The following is a 22758-nucleotide window of genomic DNA, read 5'->3' as shown; positions in this document are numbered from 1 at the left end:
ATTCCAGCCAGGCTGGCAGATGATGATGCCATGAGTGACAAACTACCTTCTACCACCTACCAGAGCCTGACTTCCGGACTCGATAACACGGACAATGCAAGGCGGCGTTATGAGGACCCTTACGCCAATCGCCTGTTCCTCATCATCGACAGCCTGCCGGAAATGCAACGCGCGCTGGCCATGACGCTGGCCTCGTTTGGTGCCGACAAGGTCGAATACGCTAGCAAGGCTGGCGATGCGCTGGCCAAGATGGCCAAGTTCGAATTCGACGTGGTGCTGTGCGACTACGATCTGGGCAATGGTTACGACGGTCTCTACCTGTTTGAAGAGGTCAAGGAACGCAACCTGATCAAGCAGTCCTGCGTGTTCATGATTGTCACCGGCGAACGGCGGGCACAACGGGTGATTTCCGCGGCCGAACTGGCCCCGGATGACTACCTGCTCAAACCCTTTACCGGCGAAGTGCTCAGCCAGCGTCTGGAAAAGGCCATGCGCCGCCGCGAGGCCTTTCGCGTGGTGGACGAAGCCATCATGCGCCACGAATATCTGACTGCCATCGATGCCTGTAGCCGGCGCATCAGCCAGCGTGGCGAGTTCACGCTGGACTTCATGAAGCTCAAGGGCAGTCTGGCGCAGAAGATTGGCGATTTTGACACCGCCCGCAGCCTGTATATGGATGTGTTGCGACTCAAGCCGCTGGCCTGGGCCAAGCTGGGTCTGGCCAAATCGCTCACCGGCCTGAAAGCCTACGACGAAGCCAAGCTGTTGTTCGAAGAAGTACTGGCCGACAACGAAAGGGTGATGGAAGCCTACGACTGGCTGGCCAAGCTGCATCGCATTCATCACGACCTGCCCGGCGCGCAGGACACCCTGCAAAAGGCCACCGCGCTGTCCCCGGTGGTATTGCGTCGGCAAAAGCAGCTGGCCGAAGTGGCCTTGCTGAACAAGGATCTGGAAACCGCCGAGGCTGCCAGCGAAGAAACCCTCAATATTGCCAAATACACCTGGCATCGCAGCCCCACTCATTACGCCATGCTGGCGCGGGTGCAGCTGGCACGTGGCGAAACCGGCACCGCCGCCCGCACCCTGGGTAATTTGCGCCGTGATTACCGCTACAACGAGATGGGCGAGTGGATGTGCAATGTCATCGACAGCCAGTTGCAAACCAGGCTGGGTAATCACGAAAAGGCGCGCACCCTGTTGGCCAGTGCCGAAACGGCTTACCAGAAGCTGGGCAGCAATCTGCCTGCCGAGGCGCAAATGGAATTTGCCCGTGCCTGCTTTGCCCAGGGCAAGCAGGACAGCGGCAATGCCGCCATGCGCGACCTGGTGCGTAACAATCATGATGATGAAGAACTGCTGTCCAGCATTGGCAGCCTGTTCGAGGAAGTGGGGCTGGGTGATGTCGGCCGCCAGCTGATTGCCGAAAATGTGCAGTCGGTACTGGAGCTCAACAACCAGGCGGTACGTGAAGCCCAGGCCGGACGTTTCGAGCAGGCCATCGAGCGCTTCGTCAAGGCGCACGAGGAAATGCCGCACAATGTGCAGGTGATGCTCAACCTGGCCAATGCCACCATGGCCTATGTCCACGGCAATGGCTGGCACGAAAGCCATATGCGGCGTGCCTATGACATGCTGACCCAGGTACGGGACCTGGCGCCGACCAACAACAAGTTCCAGAAAATCCTCAAGGCCTGGCGGCAACTGGTGGAAAAGCTGGGCAAACCGCAATGGGTGCTGTAAACAGGCTGCGCGTGCTGGTGGTGGATGACGAACCACTTGCGCGCGAACGCATGGTGGGGCAGGTGGCCCAGTGCGGTGCCACTGCGGTGGCAGCCTTGCCGGATGCCGCCGAGGCTGCCCGCTGGCTGGAACGGCAGACGGTGGATGTGGTACTGCTGGACATCTCCATGCCCGGCATGAGCGGGGTGGAACTGGCCCGCAAACTGCGTACCCAGCAACTGCCTCCGCAACTGGTGTTCACCACCGCACACGAGCAGTATGCGGTGGATGCCTTCGAGCTGGATGCCGCTGACTACCTGCTCAAGCCGGTGCGGCTGGAACGATTGCGACAGGCACTGGACAAAGCCGCCGCCCGTCGTGGCCAACTCCCGGCCATCGAAGCCCATTTCACCGTGCGCCATCGCGACAGCCTGCTGAACATTCCCATTTCCGCCGTGCGCTATCTGAAAGCCGAGCAGAAATACGTCAGCCTGGTCACGGCCAATGGTGAATACCTGCTGGACGAATCACTGGTAGCGCTGGAACAGCGACTGGGTGACAGCGTGCTGCGCATACACCGCAATTGTCTGGTGATGCGCCATGCCTTGCTGGCGTTGCTGCGCATCGGGAATGAAGAAGATGAGCAATGGGGTGTGCAGCTGCGGGATATCGCACAGCCACTGGCCATCAGCCGGCGGCAGTTACCCCAGATTCGTGCCTGCTTGCGTCAGGCAGACCACCTGCCCTGAGCGCTGATTTCCCCCGGCCGCAAGCGTGCTGTCAGTCACTTTTCATGGTTCGTCAGCATTGGTTTACACAGCTAAAGCCCGCTATTTAGATTAAGGACCAATAAGTCTAGGTGTAATTACTTAGTTGGCGGCTGAGTTCGGCTTTGCCCATCCGGGCTGCCAGCGCTTTCTATAGAATTCCGTTTTTCCCTTCTCCTCCCTCGTCCATGCGGATAAAACTGACCACGCTGGGATGCGTGCTGCTGTGGCTTTTGCTCAGCCTGCTCATTTCCCTGGCCTTCATCAGTCGTGCCGTACTCAGTGCCGAACAAGAGTTCGACATGCTGGGCGAGCGCCTGTCCGAGCAACTGAACCAGAAGTTGCTGGTCAACCAGACCATCCTCGACAGCTATGCTGCATTCAGCATGCTTGATGCCCAGCACGCCGGTGAACAGGAGCTGCTGTTTGTCCAGCAAATGGCAGAGCGTTACCCGCAACTGGTCTCGCTGGAGCGCATCGAGCGGGTGCGGGCGCAGGATGTGCCGTCTTGGCATCGGGCCATGCAGGCCAGCCTGGGCAGCGATTTCCACCTGCACGCCTATACCCGGCAGGGACAGGCTCCACTGACCGCCCTGCCGGTTCAGGCCGAGTACTACCCGGTCGTGTCGATTCTGCCGATGAACCCTACCGTGCGCCCCTTGCTGGGCACCGATCTGTCAGTGGATGAGCGCTTCCGCCGGGCTTTGCTGGAGGCGCAGCATTTTGGCCGCACCGCGATGTCGGCTGCCTTCACCCTGCGCGAGGGCTATCGCGGCCATTTGCTGTTGCAGCCACTCAATACCAGCAGCGTGCTCTTACGTGGCCAGTTGGCCGATCAATTCGTGGCGCTGGTGTTACGCACCGATTACCTGCGCCCGGCCAATACCGCTCTGCCGGTCGGGCTGAGTTTGAGCCTGCGCGCGCGCGGGCCTGGCAGTCAGGGCCTGGAGCCTTATGTGACCATACCGGGCCAGAACCATGGCTGGCTGGACACCCTGGGTTTTCCGCGACTGCGGCTGGAGCGGGCCGTCGGCAACGATTCGCAGCCCTTGCTGCTGCAACTGGACTGGCAGCTGGGCTGGTATCTGCTCAGTGGTTTCGAGCGCAGCGTCATCTTGTGGCAGTCACTGTTGTTGCTGGTGTTGCTGGGTCTGGGGCTGCGCTTTTACTGCGGCCAGCTCACCAAGCAGCAACGGCGCGAGAACCACCTGTTTCATCTGGCCAATCACGACCGCCTGACCGGGCTTGCCAACCGCAACCTGTTCTACGACCGCCTGCAGCATGCCATCTCGCGCCTCAAGCGCAGTGACAGACGACTTGCCGTACTGTTTCTGGATCTGGACCGCTTCAAGCCGGTCAACGACCGCTTCGGTCATGCAGTAGGCGACAAGGTGTTGCAACTGATTGCCGCCCGCATCCTGGCAGTGATGCGTAATGAAGACACGGTGGCGCGGCTGGGCGGCGATGAGTTTGTCCTGTTGATGGAAGATGTGGAGTCCAACCGCGAGGCGGACCGGGTGGTGGAGCGGCTCAAGCATGCCATCCAGCAGCCTTACGAGGTGGATGGCCATACCGTGTTGCTGGGCGTGAGCATAGGCATTGCCTATTATCCACAGGACGGCATGCTGATCGAGGAACTGCTGGATGTGGCCGACCGCAAGATGTATGGCGACAAGGCGCCTGCCATCGAACGCCATTGAATGCTGTGGTGTTTGTGCTGCCATGCAGCGCAAATATCCGGCCTCACCGTGGTCAGCGCCGCCGCTTATGCATTAGAATCCTGCGATCATAGCCAGGGGAACACCATGTACCAGTCCGACTTCACCAAATTCATGAGCGAATTTCTGGACAAGCATCCGGAAGTAGACCAACAACGTCGCGAACTGCGCCTCACCCTGTGGGATCGCAAGGTCAATCTGGACGACCAGCGCCGCTGGAAAGAATCGCGCGTACCGCAAAAGCCTTACGTCTACCAGCCGGAATAAGCAGTCCCGGCCCGGCGCTCGCCGTGGCCATTTGCCAACGCCCCCTGTTGCCACCGATGGCCCTCCCTGTCGGACCGGCGCTACCAGCGGGCGTTTTGTCATTTTTCCGAGAGTATCCATGACCAGTCGTACCGTGCCGCTGGACGGCACCTTGCATGATTACCTGATGGCCATTGGCCTGACCGAACACCCGGTGATGCGTGAGCTGCGCGAATTCACCGCTGGCCATCGCATGGCCAAGATGCAGATCGCCCCGGAGCAGGGCCAGTTCATGGGCTGGCTGGTGCATTTGCTGGGCGTGCGCCGTTATCTGGAAATCGGCGTATTCACCGGTTACAGCATGCTGGCCGCGATGCTGGCGATGCCGGCAGATGGCGACGCAGTGGCCTGCGATGTCAGCGAAGAGTTTACCAGCATTGCCCGCGACTACTGGCAGCGTGCCGGGGTGGCCGGGCGTATCCGGCTGGAGTTGCAGCCCGCCCTGCTCACCTTGCAGCAACTGCTGGCAGAGGGGCAGGCCGGTCAGTTTGATCTGGTGTTCATCGACGCGGACAAGCCCTCCTACCAGGACTATTTTGAAGCCTGCCTGCAATTGGTACGGCCCGGTGGTGTCATTGCCATCGACAATATCTTCCTGTCCGGCCGCGTGGTATCGCCACGGCCGCAAGACCCGCCCGGCGTACACCTGATGCACGCCTTCAATGCCCGATTGCAGCAGGATGCGCGCATCCGTCACTGCGTGCTGCCCATTGGTGACGGCCTGACCCTGTGCACCCGTCTGCGCTGATGGCGGGCTGACCGGTCAGAACTTTCCGCTCGTCCGGCAAGTCTGACCGGTTTTTTGTTAAGCAAGATGTTTGTCATCCGGCCGCTGTGCTTGCGGTGCTATGATGGCAAGCTGAACTTTGGTCTGGATTGTCATGCTCAACCGCCGTCCCCGCCGTCAAATGAACCAGATGAACGTGGTGCCCTACATCGACGTCATGCTGGTGCTGCTGGTCATTTTCATGGTGACAGCTCCCATGTTCACCCCCGGTGTCATTCAGGTGCCCAGCGTATCGCAGGCCGCCACGCTGGATGCGCCGCCGCTGGAAGTGGTGCTGGATGCCGGTGACAAGATGCAAATCAAGGATGGCGACAAGGTGACGCCGGTGGATTCGCGCAGCACGCTCGCCAGCCAGGTTGCCGCCTTGCTGGCCGGAGCCGACCGTCCGGTGGCCATCTCGGCCGACAAAGACCTCAAGTACGCCGATGTGGTGTCCGTGGCCGATGATCTGCACAAGGCCGGCATCAAGCGCGTTGCCCTCACCGTCAAGCAGCAGAATCATCAGTAAGGCATGAACCGTTCTCCTTCTTCCTCCTGGTCCTTGCTTGCTTCCTTACTGCTGCATGGCGCAGTGATTGGCCTGATGCTGTGGGCCGGCCTTGCCAGCAAGCAGCCGGTGAGCGAAGTGCCGTTGGCGCTGGAGTTGTGGAGCAGTCCGCCGCCAGCCCCCGCTGCCGTGGTAGAACCGGTGCCGGTCAGCAAGCCGCTTCGTGTTGCACCTCCCCCAACTCCCCCCGCCCCGCCGCCGGAGCCGCCGGCCGAGGTGAATCTGGGTGCCAGGAAAAAGCCGGAACCCAAGCCGCAGCATCTGGTAAAACCACCGGTTGAAGTACCGAAAAAGCCGGAGCCGGTACATAAGCTGCTGCCGGAAAAACCCAAACCGGAGCCGGTGAAAACACCGCCAGCCAAGCAGCCTGAACCCGCGAAAAAGCAGGAAAAACCAGCCAAAACGGTAGAAAAAGCCCCGGCCAAGCCCGTCACACCGGTTGTGACGGAGAAAAAGCCGGTCAAACTGCCGCCAGCCACCACGCCGGGCAAGGGCAGCAAGCAGTCGAAAACCTATGACAATCAGGCTGACGATTTGCTGTCGCAACTGGATGCCCCCAATACCGGTCACAAGGCCAATGCACGCAGCACCCAGGCCGGCAGTGCCAATGGCGTGGCCGGCGGTGCGGTGAATGGTTCGGCCGCGGCCAAGGGCGGCTGGATCGACAAGGTCAAGGCCAAGATCACCCCGCTGGTGCAACTGCCGCCCGACCTGAGCGGCAACCCCAAGGTGGTGGTGCTGGTCACGCTGTTGCCCACGCTGGAAGTGAGCAAGGTGCAGGTGATCGGGCCGAGCAGCAACAATGCTTACAATGAGGCGGTGCAACGTGCTATCTGGGAAGCACGCACCTTCCCCAGCTTGCCGCCAGGTGCCAATTTCAACGATGGCTACCGCCAGTTCAAGATGGAATTCCGCCCGCGCTGAGCAACAGCGCCGGGAGGAATACCGTGTTTTTGCAAAAATTTCAGTCTCAGAGGGAACTCATGCCGGGCATTCGTACTCTGTTTAAGCTATTGCTAATGTTTGTCTTGCTCGCCGGCCAGTCTGCCCGTGCCGAGATGACCATCGAGATTGTCGGTGGTGGTGCCAGCAAGCACGCCATTGCCGTGGTGCCGTTCAAGGATGAAACCACGCGCATGCGTGAGGCGCTCACCCCCATCATCCGCAGCGATCTGGAACTCTCCGGTGTATTCCGCATGGTGGATGGCTCGGCCATTGCCAATGTGCCGGTCGAGCCGGTGGATATCCGTTATCCGCTGTGGCAGGCCGCCGGGGCGCAGTCCATCGCCATCGGCAAGGTCGAAGCCGTGGCCGGTGGTCAGGTAAAGGTCAGCTTCCGGCTGATGGATGTGGCGCAGAAAAAGCAGCTGACTTCTGGCGAGTTCACCGTGACGCCGGACCGCAGCCGCGAAGTGGCACACACCATTGCCGACATGATTTACGAGGCCATCACCGGGCAGAAGGGCATTTTCAATACCCGCGTGGTGTATGTACTCAAGAGTGGCCGCAACTACATGCTGCAAGTCGGGCTGATCACTGATGTGGACAGTAACCGGGCGCAAACCATCCTGCGCTCCAAAGAGCCCATCATCTCGCCCAGCTGGAGTCCGGATGGCCGTTATCTGGCTTATGTCTCCTTCGAGAGCAAGAAGCCGGTGGTATGGGTGCAGGATCTGGCCACCGGCCAGCGCCGTGCGGTGGCCAATTTCAAGGGCAGCAACTCGGCACCGGCCTGGAGTCCGGATGGCAGCAAGCTGGCAGTGGTACTGACCACCACCGGCAATTCGCAGATTTACCTGGTCAACACCCTGGGTGGAGCGCCGCGCCGTATCAGTTACAGCGATGGCATCGATACCGAACCGACCTTCACCCCGGACGGCAGCCAGATCTACTTTGTGTCCGACCGTACCGGCGGGCCACAAATTTATCGCATGGCTGTCAGCGGCGGAGCCGCCCAGCGCGTTACTTGGCAAGGTAACTACAATGTTTCACCGCGCGTATCGCCGGATGGTCGCACCCTGACCTTCATCCGGCGAGAATCCGGGCGTTTCCGGGTGATGGCGCAGGATCTCACCACCGGGGACGTCCGTGCGCTGTCGGATAGTGGTTATAACGAACGACCCAGTTTTGCCCCAAATGGCCGCATGGTGCTGTATGCCAGCGACACCGGCGGCAAGAGCGTGTTGTATGCCACCACGCTGGATGGCAGCAGCAAGGTCAGACTGGCAGTGATTAATGGCGAAGTGCAGGACCCGTCGTGGGGCCCTTTCAACAATCCGCAATGATGTAGTGCATTCAAATCCAAGGAGCGAAGGCATGAACTGGAAACAACTCGTACTCGGCACCGCTACGGTTACCCTGTTGGCTGCTTGCGCCAGCACCAAGCCGGCCGCCGTCACCAGCAACACCACCCCGGCCACCGCCAATCAGGGCGTGGCTCCGGCTGATACCGGCAGCAGCAATCAGGGCAAGCTGAATGCCGACCCGCTGCACGACCCGAACAGCCCGCTGTCCAAGCGCAGCGTGTATTTCGACTTTGACTCCTCCACCGTCAAGAGCAGCGACAAGCCCACTGTGGAAGCCCATGCCGGCTACCTGAAGGACCATGCCGACCGCAAGGTGATCATCCAGGGTAATACCGACTCCCGCGGCAGCCGCGAGTACAACCTGGGCCTGGGTCAGCGCCGTGCCGAAAGCGTGAAGCGCTCGCTGGAAGTGCTGGGCGTGAAGGACAGCCAGGTTGAAGCAGTCAGCCTGGGCAAGGAAAAGCCGAAGGCTACCGGCAATACCGAGGCTGATTACGCCGAGAACCGCCGCGCCGACATTCTGTATAACGGCGAATAAGGCAGGGTAGGGCAGGCTGTTGCGGCCTTGCCGACTTGCCACTCCATCAGGCCGGACATCTAGCCAGAAACCTGTTTCAGGCTGCTATGATGTCCGGCCATCCTGTATGCAACGGACCGAGAACCGCCCCATGAAACGCCTTGCCCTCAGCGCGGCGCTGCTGCTTACCCTGTCTGCCTGCGCCACCACCAGCGATATCGAAGCCACCCGCTACCAGATTGACCAGGTCAATCGTCAGGCCAATGCGCGCCTTACCGAAGTGGAAAGCAAGCTGTCCAACGAGAAGCTGCTGGAAATGGTCAATCAGGTGGAAAGCCTGAAAGCCGAAGTCGCCAAGCTGCGCGGCGAAGTGGAAGTGGCCAACTACAATCTGCAAACCACGCAAAAACGCCAGAACGATTTGTATAACGATCTGGATGGCCGACTGAGCCATCTGGAGAGCGCCGGCAAGGAAGCCGCCGCCCAGCAGGCGGCCAGCCAGCCGGCCAGCAGCCAGCCTGCCGCTGCAACCGATACCCAGACCAGCCCGGACTACGACAAGGCGCTGAACCTGCTGCGCGCGCGCGACTTTCCCAAGGCAACTGCCGCGCTCAGCCTGTATATCCAGCAGAACCCCAATGCGCCGCAGGCGGTTGATGCCCTGTACTGGCTTGGTGTGGCCCATACCGCGCAGCGCCAGTACGATGCCGCCATTGAAATCCACCGCCGCTTTGCCGAGCAATACCCTGACAACCCCAAGGCACCGGACGCGCTGCGTAATGTGGCCAACTGCCAGCGTGACCTGGGTCAGGTGGATATTGCCAAGGCCACGCTCAAGCGCCTGATCAAGCTGTATCCGTCCAGCTCTGCTGCGCAGAAGGCGCGCGAGCAGCTCACCAAGATGTAAGTCACCACAGCCCGCCACACGGCAGATGCCGCCCGGCGGGCTGGGCTCACCCCATGATGCTACCCGCCCCCATCGAACTGGCCAGCTTCGGCCTGCTGGCCATGGCCTTGCTGCTGCAATGCCTTGGTCTGCCACGCTCGTCGCTGCTTGCCGGTGCCGCAGCCATCGGGCTGGCGGCTTATTGCGGCTTGCTGCAGCTGCTGGGCCTGCTGGCGGTTGTGCTGGCCGCTGGGCTCAGTTATGTGGTGTACCGCTTTCCCCGTCCTGCCTGGACTGCCTTGTGGCTGGCACTCTTGCTGGCGCTGGCCTTGCATGTGCTGCCCGGTTTTGACAATCCGCTGCTGTGGCAGGGCAAGCTGACGCCGGACAGTCAGCCCTACCGGCTGTTCTGGAGTTTTGACAAGGGCGTGGCCGGCTGGCTGCTGTTGCTGGGCCTGCACGATGCGCCCCACCATGGCCGGGCCTGGGGCGGTACTGTGGCGGCGGTGGGGGTGTTGTTGCTGGTACTGGTGCTGGCGCTGGCGCAGGAAAGCGGCATGGTTGCCTATGCCCCCAAGCTGCCGGCCTGGTTGTTGCCCTGGCTGTTTGCCAATTTCTTCCTGACTGCCATGCCGGAGGAGGCCTTGTTCCGTCATGGCCTGCAACGCTGGCTGGAAAACCGGGTGGAGCCCCTGCCTGCGCTGATTGCTGCCTCCCTGCTGTTTGGTGCCGCCCATGTGGCAGGCGGCTGGGGCTGGGTGGGTCTGGCCACGCTGGCCGGGCTGGGTTATGGCCTGGTGTATGCCGCCACCCGGCAGGTGGCGCTGGCTGCGCTGGCGCATCTGGCCTTCAATACCGCGCACTTGCTGCTGTTTACCTACCCGCGTCCGGGCTGAGCCAGAGACAGCGCGTGCGACAGTTGGTGCAACTGTCTTGATATCAAAATAAAAAACCATTCCGGCAGCACCCGGCTCTCAGGTAAAATCACGTCTTTATTCCTCCCTGAGCTTCACCGCCATGATTGAAGTCGGCATCGTGATGGGTAGCAATAGCGACTGGGAAGTCATGCAGAACGCCGCGCGCGTGCTCAAAGACTTCGGTGTCGCTTTCGAAACCCGCGTCGTCTCCGCCCACCGTACCCCGGATTTGTTGTTCCAATACGCTGAAACCGCCGCCGAGCGCGGTCTGAAAGCCATCATCGCCGGTGCCGGCGGTGCTGCCCACCTGCCGGGCATGCTGGCCGCCAAGACCCACGTGCCGGTGCTGGGCGTGCCGGTGCCGTCCAAATACCTGCGTGGCGAGGATTCGCTGCTGTCCATCGTGCAAATGCCCAAGGGCATTCCGGTGGCCACCTTTGCCATCGGTGAAGCCGGTGCCGCCAATGCCGCGCTGTTTGCTGTGGCCATGCTGGCCAATGCCGTACCGGAACTGGCCGAGAAACTGATCGCCTTCCGCAAGCGCCAGGAAGAAACCGTGCTGGGCATGACCTTGCCGGAGGTGGAATAAATGGCGGCCATCCTGCCACCGTCCATGCTGGGCATTCTCGGCGGCGGCCAGCTGGGCCGCATGTTTGCCGTGGCTGCCAAGACCATGGGCTACCGCGTGACGGTGCTGGACCCGGACAGCAATGCGCCGGCCGCCCAGTTCGCCGACGTGCACCTGTGTGCCCCGTTCAACGACGCCGATGCACTCAAGACGCTGGCGCAGACCTGTGCCGCCGTCACCACCGAGTTTGAAAACGTCAATGCCGACGCCATGCGCGAACTGGCCCGCACCACCCGTGTATCGCCCTCGGGTGACTGTGTGGCCATCGCCCAGGACCGCATTGCCGAAAAAGCCTGGATCAACAAGGCCGGTCTGCCGACTGCGCCCTATCTGGCCATTGAAAGCGTGGAAGACATCCAGGTCGACCTCACACCCTACCTGCCCGGCATTCTCAAGACTGCCCGTCTGGGTTACGACGGCAAGGGCCAGGTACGGGTCAGCACCCAGGACGAAGCCCGCGCCGCCTATGCCAATCTGGGTGGTCAGGCCTGTGTGCTGGAAAAAATGCTGGACCTGAAGCTGGAAGTATCGGCCATTGTCACCCGCGTCAGTGCGGCACAGATGGCGGTGTTTCCGGTCGCGGAAAACAGCCACGCAAACGGCATTCTGGACGTGTCCATTGTCCCGGCGCGCATTGCCCCGGCGCTGGCGGCATCCGCCCAGCAGATGGCGCAGAATCTGGCCGAAGCGCTGGACTACATTGGCGTGCTGGCGGTGGAATTCTTCGTGCTGGCCGACGACAGCCTGGTGGTGAATGAAATCGCCCCGCGTCCGCACAACTCCGGCCACTACACCCTGACTGCCTGCCTCACCGACCAGTTCCAGCAGCAAGTACGTGCCATGTGCGGCCTGCTGCCGGGCCGCTCCGACCTGCTCAGCCCGGTAGTGATGGTGAACCTGCTGGGTGATGTATGGAAGGAAGACGGCGGCGAGCCCAATTGGGACGTACTGGCCGAGGCCCCCAACGCCCAGCTGCACCTGTACGGCAAGAAGCAGGCGCGTCCGGGGCGCAAGATGGGCCACTTCAACGTGATGGCCGCCACTGCCGACGAGGCACTGGAACAGGCGCAGGCCTTGAAGGATACGCTGTAAGCCATTCCGGCTCCGCCAGTCGACTACCGGTTGGCGGCGGAGCCCACCCGTTTTCAAAATCGCCAGCCCGCCCACAAGGCAGGCCGGCCCAGCCTTTAGCAAGGACGTGTCATGAGCGGACTCAACACCACCAATCTGAAAAGCCTGAAGAAAATCTACTCCGGCAAGGTACGCGATCTGTACGAGATCGACGACAAGCGCATGCTGATGATCGCCACCGACCGTCTGTCCGCCTTCGACGTGATTCTGGACGATCCGATTCCGGCCAAGGGCCAGATCCTCACTGCCATTTCCAACTTCTGGTTTGAAACCCTGAAGGACGTGGTACCCAACCACCTGACCGGTGACAAGCCGGAAGACGTGGTGTCCGCCGAAGACCTGCCGCAAGTGGAAGGCCGTGCCGTGGTGGCCAAGCGCCTGAAAGCGGTGCCGATCGAAGCCGTGGTGCGTGGTTATCTGGCCGGTTCCGGCTGGAAGGAATACCAGAAGTCCGGCACCGTGTGCGGCATTGCACTGCCGGCCGGCCTGCAGGAATCCAGCAAGCTGCCCGAACCCATCTTCACCCCGTCCACCAAGGCGGCCGTGGGCGATCACGACGAAAACATCAGCTACGAGCAGTGCGTGGGCATCGTTGGTGCCGAGCTGGCTGCCAAGGTGCGTGACACCGCCATCCTGCTGTACAAGACGGCTGCCGAATTCGCCGCCAAGCGCGGCATCATCATCTGCGACACCAAGTTCGAGTTCGGTCTGGATGAAGACGGCACCCTGGTACTGATGGACGAAGCGCTGACCCCGGACTCCAGCCGTTTCTGGCCGGCCGACAGCTACGCTGCCGGTACCAATCCGCCGTCCTTCGACAAGCAGTTCGTGCGTGACTGGCTGGAAGCCTCCGGCTGGAACAAGCAGGCGCCGGCCCCGGCGGTACCGCTGGACGTGCGTGAAAAAACCGCGGCCAAATACCGCGAGGCACTGGAACGCCTGACCGGCAACTAAGCCGCCACACGCAGCACAGCGAGACCCGACGCCCGGCCCTGTCCGGGCGTTGTCGCATCCGGCGTGGCGCTTGAGTGTGGCATGGCGCAACGCTTACACTGCCTGTCTGCCGCCATTGTCGAAGGATGTGCCTCATGACCACCTTGCAAGCCGTGCTGGTCACCCCGCGTTTGCACTTGCTGCCGCCCCATACCGGGCTGGCCCGCGCCATGCTGGATTATCAGGTAGCCAACCGCCAGCACTTTGCCCCGTGGGACCCCAAGCCCGGAGACATGTTCTACACCGAGCTGTACTGGACCATGCAGTTGCGCCAGCAGGCGCTGGGCTGGGAGCAGGGCATGTGCGCGCGCTATTTGCTTACCCTGCCGGAAGAGCCGCAGCGCATTGTCGGGACAGTGAGCCTGAGCAATATCGTGCGCGGGGTGTTTCAGGCGGCACATCTGGGTTATGGCATCGACCACAGCCTGCAAGGGCAGGGGCTGATGCATGAGGCAGTCAGCGAGATCATCCGCTTTGCCTTTGACGACTTGCGCCTGCATCGCCTGCAAGCCAATTACCAGCCGCACAACCAGCGCAGCGCCGCCCTGCTGCGGCGCCTGGGCTTTGTCGAGGAAGGCCTGGCGCGCGATTACCTGTATATCAACGGCGCATGGCGCGACCATGTGCTTACCTCACTGACCAATCTGCAGTTCGATCCGGCGCGGATGCTGGCCTGATTGCAGCATTGCGGTTGTCATGTCCTGCCGATTCGTGTTTTCTTAAGCCATGCCTGCGCCTGCGCAGCCTGATGGAAACAGTTGCGTCCCCGGCCTTGCCGGCAAGCGCACAACCGGCAACGAGGAAAACATGGAGCACTTCACCTTGCAGGTGGCCGATGGCCATCGCATTCATGGCTGCAGCTGGCAGCCGCCGGCAGGCGTGGCGGTACGTGCCGCACTGCTGATCTGCCACGGCATGAGCGAACATGCCGCCCGTTACCAGCCGCTGGCCCTGCAACTGGCGCAACACGGCATTGCGGTCTACGCCCACGACCATCGCGGCCATGGCCCGCACGCTGCCCGTCATGGCTGGTTTTCCGCCGAGGATGGCTGGAACAAGGTGGTGGCGGATGTCGACCACGTGCGCCAGTTAGTCGCCAGCCAGCATCCCGCGGTGCCGCTCATCCTGCTGGGGCACAGCATGGGTTCCTTCATTGCCCGCCATTACTTTTTGCAACATGGTGCCAGGCTTGACGGGCTGGTGTTGTCGGCCACCGGTTACCGGCAGCGCCCGCTGGCCTGGCTGTTGCGTCAGCTGGCCTGGCTGGCAGGCCGGCTCGGCGGGGATGATGTGCCATCCGCCTTCATGGCAAGGCTGATTTTTGGCAGCTTCAATCTGGGCTTTTTCCCGGCCCTCACCAAGGTGGACTGGCTGTCACGCGATACGGCACAAGTGGATGCTTATCTGGCCGATCCCTTATGCGGTTTCGACCCCGCCCCCGGACTGTGGGCGGACCTGTTTGGCGGCATCATCGCGCTGGAAAGGGGCGAGGCCAGGGCCGGCGATAATCTGCCACGGCATTGCCCGGTCTACCTGCTGGCAGGCAGCCGCGACCCGGTCAGCCTGGGACGCCTGGCGCTGGGCCAGCTGGAAATCCGCTATCGGGAGGCCGGCCTGCTGAATGTCAGCAGCAAGGTTTACACTGGCGGGCGGCATGAGATGTTCAACGAAACCAATCGGGATGAAGTGGTGACCGACCTGCTGCAATGGCTGGATGCGGCCATTCAGGTGGCAACGCGACGGCGCACCTAGACCGCATGCGCCACATGCCAGCGCCAGGCAATCCAACTGCCCCATAGCAGCCAGTGAGCCAGCACGATCAGCCAGAACATCAGCTGGTAGCTGCCCTTGCTGGATTTGTGGTGCAGCCAGTACTGGCCGAGCAAGCCGCCCGGCCAGCCGCCCAACAGCTCCAGCCAGTGCAGCAGTTTTTCCGGTGTACGCCGCCCGTGATGCACGGCTTGGCGCTTGTCCCAGCCATACACGGCAAAGGTCAGCAGGCTCATGGCCAGATACAGCAGGACGGGCCAGAACAGACTGTCGGTGAGCGCAAAGCTGCCGGCGGCCAGCAAGGGTGGCAGGGCAAGCAGATTGGCCAGCGGGCGGGGCAGGGACATGGGTTTTCCAGCAGAAAAGACACAGTGTAAGCAGGCTGCCTGTACACGCCAAGCAGGGTGAGCGCGCATGCGCGGTGCAGGCGTACATCCGGGCGATGGCTTGCGTTGACAACTTACTTACTAGTAAGTATTGTCGAGTGACAATAATGCATGCCATGCCGGCAAATGACCGGCTGCTGAACCACAATCAGGGTGAGCGCCTGCTCGCCACGTCGACGAGGACGAAACATGACTGCATATCCGCATTTGCTGGCCCCGCTGGACCTGGGCTTTACCACACTGAAAAACCGCGTGTTGATGGGCTCCATGCATACCGGGCTGGAAGAAGCGCCCGGTGGTTTCGACAAGATGGCCGCCTTTTACGCCGAACGCGCCCGTGGTGGTGTCGGCCTGATCGTGACCGGCGGGGTGGGACCGAATGCGGAAGGCTGTGTGGCCGAAGGCGCGTCCATGCTGGCCGATGAACAGCACGTGCCGGACCACCGCAAGGTAACCGATGCCGTCCATGCCGCAGGCGGCAAGATTGCCTTGCAGATCCTGCACTCCGGCCGTTACAGCTTTCAGGAAAAATGCGTGTCGGCCTCGCCGCTGATTGCGCCCATCAACTTTTACCGCCCGCGTGAATTGAGCGACGCCGAGGTGTGGCAAACCATTGCCGACTTCGCCCGCTGCGCCAGACTGGCCCAGCAGGCCGGTTATGACGGCGTCGAGGTGATGGGCTCGGAAGGCTATCTGATCAACCAGTTCATCGCCCGTGCCACCAACAAGCGCACCGATGACTGGGGCGGCAGCTTTGAAAACCGCATCCGCTTCGCCATCGAAACGGTCAAGGCCGTGCGTGCCGCCGTGGGTAGCAACTTCATCATCATCTACCGCCTGTCCATGCTGGACCTGGTGCAGGACGGCAGCAGCTGGGACGAGGTGGTGCAACTGGCGCAGGAGATCGAACGCGCCGGTGCCAGCATCATCAATACCGGCATCGGCTGGCACGAAGCCCGTGTCCCCACCATTGCCACCATGGTGCCGCGTGGCGGCTTTGCCTGGGTCACCAGAAAGCTGATGGGCAAGGTGAACATTCCGCTGATCACCACCAACCGCATCAATACTCCGGAAGTGGCAGAAGACATCCTGGCCAGTGGCTGTGCCGACATGGTGTCGATGGCGCGTCCCTTCCTGGCCGACCCGGATTTCGTCAACAAGGCGGCAGCGGGCAAGGGCGATGAAATCAACACCTGCATCGGCTGCAATCAGGCCTGTCTGGACCACATCTTCCAGGGCAAGCTCACCAGCTGCCTGGTGAACCCGCGCGCCTGTCGCGAAACCGAACTCAATTACACCCCGGCGGCAGTGCGCAAGAAAATTGCCGTGGTGGGCGCTGGCCCGGCAGGCCTGGCCTGTGCCACCGTTGCCGCCGAACGCGGCCATCAGGTGACGCTGTTCGATGCCGCAGGCGAAATCGGCGGCCAGTTCAATGTGGCCAAGCGCATTCCGGGCAAGGAAGAATTCCATGAAACCCTGCGTTATTTCGACCGCCGTCTGGCCGCGACCGGCGTGACTTTGCAACTGAACACCCGCGCCGATGCCGCCATGCTGCGCGACTTTGACGAGGTGGTACTGGCCACCGGCATTGCGCCGCGCCTGCCGCAGATCGACGGCATCGACCATCCCAAGGTGCTCAATTACCTGGATGTGCTCAAGCACGGCAAGCCGGTGGGCAAGCGTGTCGCCATCATCGGTGCCGGTGGCATTGGTTTTGATACCGCGGAATTCCTCACCCATGAAGGCAAATCCACCTCGCTGGACGTGGCGGCTTTCATGCAGGAATGGGGCGTGGACATGCAGGTGGCACAGCCCGGTGGCCTCAGCCCGCAAGGCCCGCAGCCGCATGCCAGCCCGCGCGAGGTTTACTTGTTGCAGCGCAAGCAAAGCAAGGTGGGGGATGGCCTTGGCAAGACCACCGGCTGGATCCATCGCGCCAGCCTGCAAATGAAAAAGGTGAAGATGCTGTCCGGCGTCAGCTATCAGAAAATCGACGATGCCGGCCTGCATGTCATCATCAAGGACGAGCCGCAAGTACTGGCCGTGGATAACGTCATCATCTGTGCCGGTCAGGACCCGCTGCGCGAATTGCAGCAGCCGCTGCAGGATGCCGGCAAGACGGTACACCTGATTGGTGGTGCCGATGTGGCGGCGGAGCTGGATGCCAAACGTGCCATCCGTCAGGGCAGCGAGCTGGCGGCCAGTCTCTGATGACTTCAGCCACCTGCTGGCAGAAATGAAAATCCCCGCCGACAATGGCGGGGATTTTTGTTGTCGGGCTGGCGCAGGGCTTACAGGAAGTGACGCAGCGTGTCTTCCAGGTTCTTTTCGTTCAGACGGCCCAGCAAGCTGCCCACCTGCTTGCCATTGCGGTCCAGGATGATGCTGTAAGGCAGCGCACCAGCCGGATTACCCAGGCTGCGCAACAGGCTGAGGGTGTCGCTGTCGCCCAGCACGATGGGGTAGTTGATTTTCAGCTGGCGGGTAAAGTTATAGGTCTCGGTCTTGTTGTCCAGCGCCACGCCCACTACCTCCACACCTTTGGGCGCCAGCTTCTCGCGCAGCGCATTGAGCATGGGCATTTCTTCGCGGCAGGGGCTGCACCAGGTGGCCCAGAAGTTCACCAGCACCACCTTGCCCTGATACGCACGTAGCGACACCGAACTGCCGCTCTGGTCGGTGAAACGGGTTTGCGCCAGCGTGGGCGCAGCGCTGGCAGCGAGTGGCAGCAGGCAGAGCAGGGCGGCCAGCAGCGTGGCGCGCAAGGATGTCAGGTTCATGTGGCCTCCGGAACGAGCTTGCAGAATGGGAAAACGGGTTTGCTGCCTTTGGAGAGAGGGCGCAGGCGCAAGTTTCGCTCCGCATGCACAAAAAAGTTTCATGTTAAAATGTTCAGTTGAATTTTATTCGGAGTGAGCATGTCTCTCCTGGTATGCGGGGCGCTCGCCTACGATACGCTGTTCTCGTTTCACGGTCGATTCGACAGTCAGATCCTGCCCGATCAGCTGCACAAGATTTCCACCACTTTCCTGGCTCCCACCATGCGACGCGAATTTGGCGGCATGGCGGGCAATATCGCCTACAGCCTCACCCTGCTGGGCGAAAAGCCGCTGGTGATGGGCACGGTGGGCGAGGACTTCCAGCCCTATCGCCAGCACCTGCTGCGCGCCGGGGTGGACGACAGCCACATCCGGCTGATCCGCAAGCAATACACCGCCCAGTGCTTCGGCATTGCCGATGAAGACGGCAACCAGCTGATGGCTTTTCATCCCGGCGCGATGGATTTTTCCACCGAGAATCACATCGCGGATATCCAGCAGCCGGTAGAGCTGGCCATCCTGTCGCCCGGTGGTCATCGTGCCTTCCTGCAGCACTCGCAGGAGCTGTCCGCTGCCGGTATTCCCTTCATTTTCGACCCGGGCCAGGAGCTGCCGCTGCTGTCGCGTGAGGAAATCCACCAGATTGTCGAGCTGGCCAGCTACATCACCATCAACGACTACGAAAGCGAGCTGATGCGCGAACGCGCCGGGCTGACGGTGGAGGATTTGCGGCGCAAGGTGCAGGCGGTGGTGGTGACCCGTGGCTCGCGCGGGGCCGATCTCTACGTGGGGGCCGACCACATCCACCTGCCTCGGGTGGAAATGCCGCAACCGCCAGTGGACCCGATGGGCTGTGGCGATGCCTTCCGTGCCGGGCTGATGTTCGGCATCAGCCGCCAGCTGGACTGGCAGCTGACCGGGCGTCTGGCCAATATGATCGGTGCCATCAAGGTGACCACTGCCGGTTGCCAGAACCACTTTTTCGACTGGGAACAACTGCAGGCCATGTACCAGCGTACCTATGGGGAAGTATGGCCACTGGCTTGAGCGGCCAGCTCCATGCCGGGGGAAGGGCGTGCCGGATAGCACACCGCGCGCTTCCCCATGGCACGCGATGAAGCTTTCCTTCATGCGAGAGGGTTGAATTCCCCAAGGCCAACCCCCACCATAGACCAATTACTCGCAAGTCATCCGACGCCTAGGGGAGCCCATGACCGTCCCACATCTGTCCACCGCATTGACCGGCCCGTTGCTGGAGCTGGAAAGCCGCATCCTGACCGCCCAACCCCATATCGAGCACTGGTTCCGCAGTCAGTGGCATAACCATGCCGCACCGTTTTACGGCTCGGTTGACCTGCGCAACAGCGGTTTCAAGCTGGCCCCGGTAGACATGAACCTGTTCCCTGGCGGGCACAATAACCTGAACCCGGACTTCCTGCCGCTATCCATCCAGGCGGCGCAGGCTGCGGTGGAGAAGGTTTGTCCGGAAGCACGCAGCATCCTGCTTATTCCGGAAAACCACACCCGCAATACCTTCTATCTGCAGAATGTGGCCACGCTGGTGCACATTTTCGAGCAGGCCGGCCTCAAGGTGCGTCTGGGTACGCTGAACCCGGAAATCACCGAAGTCACCGAGCTGACCAGCGCTGGTGGCGACATCGTCAAGCTCGAACCCATCCTGCGCCAAGGCAACCGCCTCAAGCTGGCCGATGGCTTCAACCCCTGCGTGGTGTTGCTGAATAACGATCTGTCCGGTGGCATTCCCGACATCCTGAAGGACCTGGAACAAAACCTGCTGCCGCCGCTGCATGCCGGCTGGGCCGTGCGCCGCAAGAGCAACCACTTCACCGCTTACGATCAGGTGGCCGACCAGTTTGCCCAGCTGATTTCCATCGATCCGTGGATGATCAACCCCTACTTCGTCAACTGTAACGGGCTGGATTTCCATGCTCGTCAGGGCGAGGATGCGCTGGCCGAAGCCGTGGCCGGCACGCTGGACAAGATCAAGCTGAAATACCGTGAATACGGCATCAAGAACGACCCCTTCGTCATCGTCAAGGCCGATGCCGGCACCTATGGCATGGGCGTGATGAGCGTGAAGAGCCCGGAAGAAGTCATCGGGCTGAACCGCAAGGCGCGCAACAAGATGTCGGTGGTGAAAGAAGGGCTGGAAGTTTCCGAAGTCATCGTGCAGGAAGGCGTGTACACCTTCGAAACCGTGGACGATGCGGTGGCCGAACCGGTGGTGTACATGATGGACCGCTTTGTCACCGGTGGTTTCTACCGCGTGCATACCGGCCGTGGCATTGACGAAAACCTCAACGCACCGGGCATGCAGTTTGTACCGCTGTCGTTCGAAACCCCCTGCCTGCCCGACAAGCACGGCTCGCCGGACTGTGCGCCCAACCGCTTCTACGCCTACGGCGTGATTGCCCGTCTGGCGCTGCTGGCCGCCTCGCTGGAGCTGGAAAACACCGACCCCGAGCGCGACTGAGTCCATGCCGACCTTGCGCCGCTTGCTGCTGTGGCTGCCGCTTCTGTTGCCGATGCTGGCGACAGCGGCAAGCTTCGACTGCAGCAAGGCGGCAACAGCCACCGAGCAGGCCATCTGCCGCCAGCCGGAACTCTCCGCGCTGGACGTGCAAGTGGCTGCCGCCTACCGGCAGCACAATCAGCAAGGCCTGCTGCAAGATAACCAGCGCCAGTGGCTGGCTGGCCCGCGAGCCGAGTGCAAGGCGGATGGGGCCTGCCTGCAAGGCCGTTACCAACAGCGGCTGGCGCAATTGCAGCACGCGCAGCTGGTCCGTCAGCAAATCGACAATGCCATGCCGGCATACCGCTTTGACATCACGCTGCTCGACTGGGGCGAGCGTGACTGGGCAGCCGAAGGCCCGGCCATCATCAATATCATCGACCAACCCAGCCAGCAGCGTATCCAGCAGCTGCGGCTGGACAATGTCTACATGGCGCGTGGCGACAACGGCAAGCCGCTGGTCAATACCGCGCGGCTGTATGATTTGCAGGGCGTGATCAACGCAGCCGATTTCGACTTCGACGGTCATGCCGATTTCGCAGTGCAAAACGGTAATGACGGCCCCTATGGCGGCCCCACCTACCGGGTTTACCTGTACGACACGGCCCGCAAGCAATTTGTGCTCAACGATGAATTATCAACGCTGACCGAAGAAAACCTGGGCCTGTTCCAGGTGGATGCCAAGCGCAAGCGGTTGCGTACCTTTGCCAAGAGCGGCTGCTGTTACCACGAAACCACCGATTACCAGTTCGACGCCCGCCACCATTTGCAGGCCGTGGAGCGGCTGATTGAGGACGCGCAGGACCCGGAAGGCAAACAGGTACGCGTCACCCGCGAAGCCCTGGTCAATGGCCGCTGGAAAACATCGACCCGGCGCTATGCGCTGGACGCCTACTATCATCAATGAATCCGACGGCCCCAGCTGGCCGCCCCAACTCTGGAGAGCAGCATGCGTATCCTGTTCATCGCCGACCCGCTGGAACAGTTCAAGATTTACAAGGACACCACCTTTGCCATGATGGAAGAGGCGGCGCGACGCGGTCATGCCATCAGCTATGCCCAGGCGCACCAGCTGTCGGTAGAGGGCGGCCGTCTGTTGGTGGATGCCCGAGGCCTTACCGTCACCGATGAGCGCAAGGGCGATCACCCGGCCTGGTACAAGCTGGATGATGTGCATCGCCAGCCGCTGACCGCCTTCAATGCGGTGGTGATGCGCAAGGACCCGCCGTTCGACATGGAATACCTGTATGCCTCGCAGCTGTTCACGCTGGCCGAAGCACAGGGCGTCAAGGTATTCACCAGCGGTCAGGCCCTGCGTGATTTCAACGAAAAGCTGGCCATCCTGAATTTCCCCGAGCTGACCGCGCCCACCATGATCACCGGTGAAACCCCGCGTCTGAAAGCCTTTATCCGCCAGCATCTGGATGTGATTCTCAAGCCGCTGGACAGCATGGGTGGCGACAGCATTTTCCGGGTGACCCCGAACGACCCCAACCTGTCGGTGATTCTGGAAACCATCACCCTGCGCGGAAAGCGCACCATCATGGCCCAGCGTTACATTCCGGAAATCCGCGATGGTGACAAGCGCGTGCTGGTGATTGACGGCGTACCGGTGGATTACTGCCTGGCACGCATTCCGGCCGCCGGTGAAACCCGTGGCAACCTGGCAGCCGGTGGTCGTGGCGAAGCCCGACCGCTGAGCGCCCGTGACCGCGAAATTGCCGAAGCAGTGGGCCCGGAGCTGAAAAAGCGCGGCATCCTGCTGGCCGGTCTGGATGTGATCGGCAATTACCTGACCGAAGTGAATGTCACCAGCCCCACCTGCTTCCGCGAAATCATGGATCAGACCGGCCTGAACGTTGCCGGCCTGTACATCGACGCACTGGAACGCGCCACTGCACATTAAGCCTTGCCATCAGCCTGTCATCTGCCAGCGGCACCATCGCCGCTGGCCATCTGGCAAGCCAGGCTTGCTGCACCGGAGTGCAGGGCTTAACATGCCGCTCGCCAGACTGGCACCACCCG

General features: G+C 61.6%; 23 protein-coding genes. 21 read left to right on the top strand and 2 right to left on the bottom strand.

Features of this window, described 5'->3' with window-relative positions:
• Positions 1-30 precede the first annotated feature (30 nt).
• The 16 genes from ACE3SE_RS02270 (at position 31) to ACE3SE_RS02195 (ending at position 14977) form a co-directional block, all read left to right on the top strand.
• Positions 31-1743: a response regulator gene (locus ACE3SE_RS02270; RefSeq protein WP_374553661.1), complete on the top strand. Its 1713-nt coding sequence runs from the start codon at positions 31-33 to the stop codon at positions 1741-1743.
• Entirely contained in the window at positions 1731-2471 is a 741-nt protein-coding gene (locus ACE3SE_RS02265; RefSeq protein ID WP_131356295.1) for a LytR/AlgR family response regulator transcription factor, read from the top strand. The genes ACE3SE_RS02270 and ACE3SE_RS02265 overlap by 13 nt, the downstream gene beginning before the upstream one ends.
• 236 nt (positions 2472-2707) lie before the next feature.
• Complete coding sequence (locus ACE3SE_RS02260; protein WP_374553659.1) at positions 2708-4189, top strand: diguanylate cyclase domain-containing protein; 1482 nt, start codon at positions 2708-2710, stop codon at positions 4187-4189.
• Positions 4190-4294: 105 nt separating this feature from the next.
• Entirely contained in the window at positions 4295-4474 is a 180-nt protein-coding gene (locus tag ACE3SE_RS02255; protein ID WP_045846552.1) for a DUF3460 family protein, read from the top strand.
• Between the two features lie 118 nt (positions 4475-4592).
• A complete protein-coding gene (locus tag ACE3SE_RS02250) occupies positions 4593-5261 on the top strand; it encodes a class I SAM-dependent methyltransferase (protein WP_374553657.1) in 669 nt (222 codons plus the stop codon).
• A gap of 133 nt (positions 5262-5394) precedes the next feature.
• A complete protein-coding gene (locus tag ACE3SE_RS02245) occupies positions 5395-5808 on the top strand; it encodes a biopolymer transporter ExbD (protein WP_374553655.1) in 414 nt (137 codons plus the stop codon).
• Positions 5809-5811: 3 nt separating this feature from the next.
• The gene (locus tag ACE3SE_RS02240; protein WP_374553653.1) at positions 5812-6771 is read left to right on the top strand and encodes a TonB C-terminal domain-containing protein; all 960 of its coding nucleotides are present in this window, start codon (positions 5812-5814) and stop codon (positions 6769-6771) included.
• Between the two features lie 95 nt (positions 6772-6866).
• A complete protein-coding gene (tolB, locus tag ACE3SE_RS02235; protein ID WP_231588849.1) occupies positions 6867-8132 on the top strand; it encodes a Tol-Pal system beta propeller repeat protein TolB in 1266 nt (421 codons plus the stop codon).
• A gap of 31 nt (positions 8133-8163) precedes the next feature.
• A complete protein-coding gene (gene pal, locus ACE3SE_RS02230) occupies positions 8164-8691 on the top strand; it encodes a peptidoglycan-associated lipoprotein Pal (RefSeq protein ID WP_374553651.1) in 528 nt (175 codons plus the stop codon).
• A 130-nt stretch (positions 8692-8821) separates the two neighbouring features.
• Positions 8822-9577: a tol-pal system protein YbgF gene (ybgF, locus tag ACE3SE_RS02225; protein ID WP_374553649.1), complete on the top strand. Its 756-nt coding sequence runs from the start codon at positions 8822-8824 to the stop codon at positions 9575-9577.
• A 53-nt stretch (positions 9578-9630) separates the two neighbouring features.
• The gene (locus tag ACE3SE_RS02220) at positions 9631-10452 is read left to right on the top strand and encodes a CPBP family intramembrane glutamic endopeptidase (RefSeq protein WP_374553648.1); all 822 of its coding nucleotides are present in this window, start codon (positions 9631-9633) and stop codon (positions 10450-10452) included.
• A gap of 121 nt (positions 10453-10573) precedes the next feature.
• Positions 10574-11062 carry a 5-(carboxyamino)imidazole ribonucleotide mutase gene (purE, locus tag ACE3SE_RS02215; RefSeq protein ID WP_045846422.1) on the top strand — a complete coding sequence of 163 codons (489 nt, stop codon included), beginning with the start codon at positions 10574-10576 and terminating at the stop codon, positions 11060-11062.
• Positions 11063-12193 carry a 5-(carboxyamino)imidazole ribonucleotide synthase gene (locus ACE3SE_RS02210; RefSeq protein ID WP_374553646.1) on the top strand — a complete coding sequence of 377 codons (1131 nt, stop codon included), beginning with the start codon at positions 11063-11065 and terminating at the stop codon, positions 12191-12193.
• Between the two features lie 111 nt (positions 12194-12304).
• Positions 12305-13186, top strand: a complete 882-nt coding sequence (locus tag ACE3SE_RS02205) for a phosphoribosylaminoimidazolesuccinocarboxamide synthase (protein ID WP_045846420.1) — start codon at positions 12305-12307, stop codon at positions 13184-13186.
• A 134-nt stretch (positions 13187-13320) separates the two neighbouring features.
• Positions 13321-13902, top strand: coding sequence for a GNAT family N-acetyltransferase (locus tag ACE3SE_RS02200; protein WP_045846419.1), 582 nt, complete (start codon positions 13321-13323; stop codon positions 13900-13902).
• A gap of 130 nt (positions 13903-14032) precedes the next feature.
• Complete coding sequence (locus ACE3SE_RS02195; protein WP_374553644.1) at positions 14033-14977, top strand: alpha/beta hydrolase; 945 nt, start codon at positions 14033-14035, stop codon at positions 14975-14977.
• Here ACE3SE_RS02195 and ACE3SE_RS02190 read toward each other — a convergent pair.
• Positions 14974-15342, bottom strand: a complete 369-nt coding sequence (locus ACE3SE_RS02190; RefSeq protein WP_045846418.1) for a DUF1294 domain-containing protein — start codon at positions 15340-15342, stop codon at positions 14974-14976. The two genes, ACE3SE_RS02195 and ACE3SE_RS02190, sit on opposite strands and share 4 nt — an antisense overlap.
• Positions 15343-15570: 228 nt before the next feature.
• Between ACE3SE_RS02190 and ACE3SE_RS02185 the strand changes: the two genes are divergently transcribed.
• Positions 15571-17592, top strand: coding sequence for an oxidoreductase (locus tag ACE3SE_RS02185; protein ID WP_374553642.1), 2022 nt, complete (start codon positions 15571-15573; stop codon positions 17590-17592).
• 80 nt (positions 17593-17672) lie between these two features.
• Here the strand turns inward: ACE3SE_RS02185 and ACE3SE_RS02180 are convergent, their stop codons facing one another.
• A complete protein-coding gene (locus tag ACE3SE_RS02180; protein WP_374553640.1) occupies positions 17673-18161 on the bottom strand; it encodes a TlpA family protein disulfide reductase in 489 nt (162 codons plus the stop codon).
• A 138-nt stretch (positions 18162-18299) separates the two neighbouring features.
• Between ACE3SE_RS02180 and ACE3SE_RS02175 the strand changes: the two genes are divergently transcribed.
• The 4 genes from ACE3SE_RS02175 (at position 18300) to gshB (ending at position 22639) form a co-directional block, all read left to right on the top strand.
• Positions 18300-19247 (top strand): carbohydrate kinase family protein, encoded by a 948-nt coding sequence (locus tag ACE3SE_RS02175; RefSeq protein WP_131356256.1) that lies wholly within the window; start codon positions 18300-18302, stop codon positions 19245-19247.
• Positions 19248-19410: 163 nt separating this feature from the next.
• Positions 19411-20694: a glutamate--cysteine ligase gene (gene gshA / locus ACE3SE_RS02170; protein ID WP_131356254.1), complete on the top strand. Its 1284-nt coding sequence runs from the start codon at positions 19411-19413 to the stop codon at positions 20692-20694.
• 4 nt (positions 20695-20698) lie between these two features.
• Positions 20699-21640, top strand: a complete 942-nt coding sequence (locus ACE3SE_RS02165) for an XAC2610-related protein (protein ID WP_374553637.1) — start codon at positions 20699-20701, stop codon at positions 21638-21640.
• Between the two features lie 42 nt (positions 21641-21682).
• Positions 21683-22639 (top strand): glutathione synthase, encoded by a 957-nt coding sequence (gshB, locus tag ACE3SE_RS02160; RefSeq protein ID WP_062788398.1) that lies wholly within the window; start codon positions 21683-21685, stop codon positions 22637-22639.
• Positions 22640-22758 lie beyond the last annotated feature (119 nt).

The organism is Aquitalea pelogenes, from assembly GCF_041914625.1.
GTDB classification, from domain to species: domain Bacteria; phylum Pseudomonadota; class Gammaproteobacteria; order Burkholderiales; family Chromobacteriaceae; genus Aquitalea; species Aquitalea pelogenes.
This window is presented reverse-complemented; position numbering and strand designations above follow the sequence as displayed.

Excerpts from the sequence above, each read along its gene's own strand:
- ACE3SE_RS02270 (WP_374553661.1), top strand. The coding sequence starts at position 31 with ATGAGTGACAAACTACCTTCTACCACCTACCAGAGCCTGACTTCCGGA.
- ACE3SE_RS02265 (WP_131356295.1), top strand. The coding sequence starts at position 1,731 with ATGGGTGCTGTAAACAGGCTGCGCGTGCTGGTGGTGGATGACGAACCA.
- ACE3SE_RS02255 (WP_045846552.1), top strand. The coding sequence starts at position 4,295 with ATGTACCAGTCCGACTTCACCAAATTCATGAGCGAATTTCTGGACAAG.
- ACE3SE_RS02250 (WP_374553657.1), top strand. The coding sequence starts at position 4,593 with ATGACCAGTCGTACCGTGCCGCTGGACGGCACCTTGCATGATTACCTG.
- ACE3SE_RS02245 (WP_374553655.1), top strand. The coding sequence starts at position 5,395 with ATGCTCAACCGCCGTCCCCGCCGTCAAATGAACCAGATGAACGTGGTG.
- ACE3SE_RS02240 (WP_374553653.1), top strand. The coding sequence starts at position 5,812 with ATGAACCGTTCTCCTTCTTCCTCCTGGTCCTTGCTTGCTTCCTTACTG.
- tolB (WP_231588849.1), top strand. The coding sequence starts at position 6,867 with ATGTTTGTCTTGCTCGCCGGCCAGTCTGCCCGTGCCGAGATGACCATC.
- pal (WP_374553651.1), top strand. The coding sequence starts at position 8,164 with ATGAACTGGAAACAACTCGTACTCGGCACCGCTACGGTTACCCTGTTG.
- ybgF (WP_374553649.1), top strand. The coding sequence starts at position 8,822 with ATGAAACGCCTTGCCCTCAGCGCGGCGCTGCTGCTTACCCTGTCTGCC.
- ACE3SE_RS02220 (WP_374553648.1), top strand. The coding sequence starts at position 9,631 with ATGATGCTACCCGCCCCCATCGAACTGGCCAGCTTCGGCCTGCTGGCC.
- purE (WP_045846422.1), top strand. The coding sequence starts at position 10,574 with ATGATTGAAGTCGGCATCGTGATGGGTAGCAATAGCGACTGGGAAGTC.
- ACE3SE_RS02210 (WP_374553646.1), top strand. The coding sequence starts at position 11,063 with ATGGCGGCCATCCTGCCACCGTCCATGCTGGGCATTCTCGGCGGCGGC.
- ACE3SE_RS02205 (WP_045846420.1), top strand. The coding sequence starts at position 12,305 with ATGAGCGGACTCAACACCACCAATCTGAAAAGCCTGAAGAAAATCTAC.
- ACE3SE_RS02200 (WP_045846419.1), top strand. The coding sequence starts at position 13,321 with ATGACCACCTTGCAAGCCGTGCTGGTCACCCCGCGTTTGCACTTGCTG.
- ACE3SE_RS02195 (WP_374553644.1), top strand. The coding sequence starts at position 14,033 with ATGGAGCACTTCACCTTGCAGGTGGCCGATGGCCATCGCATTCATGGC.
- ACE3SE_RS02190 (WP_045846418.1), bottom strand. The coding sequence starts at position 15,342 with ATGTCCCTGCCCCGCCCGCTGGCCAATCTGCTTGCCCTGCCACCCTTG.
- ACE3SE_RS02185 (WP_374553642.1), top strand. The coding sequence starts at position 15,571 with ATGACTGCATATCCGCATTTGCTGGCCCCGCTGGACCTGGGCTTTACC.
- ACE3SE_RS02180 (WP_374553640.1), bottom strand. The coding sequence starts at position 18,161 with ATGAACCTGACATCCTTGCGCGCCACGCTGCTGGCCGCCCTGCTCTGC.
- ACE3SE_RS02175 (WP_131356256.1), top strand. The coding sequence starts at position 18,300 with ATGTCTCTCCTGGTATGCGGGGCGCTCGCCTACGATACGCTGTTCTCG.
- gshA (WP_131356254.1), top strand. The coding sequence starts at position 19,411 with ATGACCGTCCCACATCTGTCCACCGCATTGACCGGCCCGTTGCTGGAG.
- ACE3SE_RS02165 (WP_374553637.1), top strand. The coding sequence starts at position 20,699 with ATGCCGACCTTGCGCCGCTTGCTGCTGTGGCTGCCGCTTCTGTTGCCG.
- gshB (WP_062788398.1), top strand. The coding sequence starts at position 21,683 with ATGCGTATCCTGTTCATCGCCGACCCGCTGGAACAGTTCAAGATTTAC.